This is a genomic window from Mesorhizobium sp. M7A.F.Ca.CA.003.01.2.1 (genome assembly GCF_003998945.1).
GTDB classification, from domain to species: domain Bacteria; phylum Pseudomonadota; class Alphaproteobacteria; order Rhizobiales; family Rhizobiaceae; genus Mesorhizobium; species Mesorhizobium ciceri.
The window spans coordinates 1-1,757 of sequence record NZ_RZRA01001074.1 but is presented as its reverse complement, the minus strand read 5'-3'; the positions used below and the strand labels follow the sequence as shown (position 1 = coordinate 1,757).

Genomic DNA, 1,757 nt, shown 5'->3' with positions numbered 1-1,757 from the left:
GTCTGCCGCAGATCGACCGGCTCGGCGAGGTCGTCGAGCGAGGCGGATGTCGTGGTTAGGATGTGCATCGCAATCCGTGTCCGAAATCAGCCGGCGAGTATACGCTCGATCGCCGGGCGGTTCAGCCCTTTCAGGCCGATGACGACGAGGCGCGAGCGGCGGTCATCCTCAGCGGTCCAGGCGCGGTCATAGTAATGATTGACGCGCGGCCCGACGGCCTGCAGCAAGAGCCGCATCGGCTTGCCGCCGACCTCGACGAAGCCTTTTACGCGCAGCACGTTCTCTTCTTCGGCGACGGTGGCGACGCGCTTTGCCAGCTCGTCCGGATTGGCGATCGAGGCAATGTCGACGATGAACGTGTCGAAGTCGTCATGCTCGTGGTCGAATGCGCCGTCATGATGGGACTTGCGGTTTTCGATGTCGTCCTCGACGGCCAGACCGAGCCCGAGCAGCACGGAGGGATCGACCTTGCCATGCGAGGTCGGCACGATCTTCACTGCGCGGGCGGAGTGTTCGCCAACGATGGCATTGGCGCGGGCGGTGCCGGCGGCGTCCATCAGGTCGCTCTTCGACAGGATGATCAGGTCGGCGCAGGCGATCTGGTCCTCGAACACTTCTTCCACCGGATCGTCGTGGTCGAGCGTCTCGTCCCCGGCGCGCTGCGCCTGGAGGGCCTCCATGTCGTTGGCGACGCGGCCTTCGGCCAATGCCGGTCCGTCGACCACGGCGATGACGCCATCGACGGTCACCCGGCTTTTCACGCTGGGCCACTGAAAGGCCTGGACCAGCGGCTTGGGCAGTGCCAGGCCCGAGGTTTCGATCAGGATATGGTCGACCCTCGGCGTCAGCGACAGGATTTGGTCGAGCGCCGGGACGAAGTCGTCGGCGACAGTGCAGCAGATACAGCCATTGGCCAGTTCGACGATGTTTTCCTCGGGGCAGGTGTCGATACCGCATCCCTTGCGGATCTCGCCATCGATGCCGATGTCGCCGAATTCGTTGACGATGATGGCGATGCGCTTGCCGCCGGCGTTTTCCAGGAGATGGCGGACCAGCGTCGTCTTGCCGGCGCCGAGGAAGCCAGTGACGACGGTGCAGGGAACGCGGGATACGGAAGTGGTCATGGTCAATCCTTCAGCATGTCGATGGGTGGAATGCGGGCCACGAGGCCGCGCTTGAGGCTATCGGGGCGGCCACGCCACGGGATCAGGCCATCTTTCGAGGTGGCGAAGAGCTTTGCGCCTGTCACGAGGTCGGCGCCGCTGGTCGCGGTCAGGTCGCCGAAGACATAGCTCCAGCAACCGTCGCGCAGGATCGCGGCGCTGAGGCGCCGCTTGCAATTGCCAAGGCATTCGACGCTGCGGATGCGGATATCGTCGCCAGCGGCGGCGCGGCGCGTGTCGTCCGTCAGCAACTCGCCGGCGCGGGGATGAGCGTCGGAGCCGGTCTCATTGCGGCAGGAGCCGCAGACGATGATGGTGACGCCGGCCAAGGCATCATCATGGCCGGACGAAATATCCGCTGTGCCAGCCGAAAAACTGCTGTCGTGGTCCAAAGATCGGGCTCCTTGCCCGGAAACCCGCCGGGCGATCGGATTCTACAGTCGCAGACGGCAGGTCTCCTGGCTCGCGAGTCATCGCCTTGGGTAGCCGCCTTCCCGGGAATTCCCAGTGGTTTTCGGCCTTGGCTCTTCGCTTACAGTTGCGGGGACAGCCGCGGATTTGGGATTTTGCCCCGCACCGCATTCCCTCTTAGCC

2 protein-coding genes and 1 riboswitch are annotated in these 1,757 nt (G+C 64.6%); both genes read right to left on the bottom strand.

The genetic code is table 11. The features are described from left to right. Positions 1 to 86: 86 nt before the first annotated feature. Positions 87 to 1,124: a cobalamin biosynthesis protein CobW gene (cobW, locus tag EN969_RS29810; protein ID WP_127419662.1), complete on the bottom strand. Its 1,038-nt coding sequence runs from the start codon at positions 1,122 to 1,124 to the stop codon at positions 87 to 89. Positions 1,125 to 1,126: 2 nt separating this feature from the next. After that, complete coding sequence (locus EN969_RS29805; protein ID WP_013531088.1) at positions 1,127 to 1,555, bottom strand: DUF1636 family protein; 429 nt, start codon at positions 1,553 to 1,555, stop codon at positions 1,127 to 1,129. A 38-nt stretch (positions 1,556 to 1,593) separates the two neighbouring features. Next, a riboswitch (cobalamin riboswitch) is annotated at positions 1,594 to 1,757 on the bottom strand. This riboswitch is flagged as partial in the annotation.

Coding starts and splice junctions, on each gene's coding strand:
- cobW (WP_127419662.1), bottom strand. CDS start 1,124: ATGACCACTTCCGTATCCCGCGTTCCCTGCACCGTCGTCACTGGCTTC.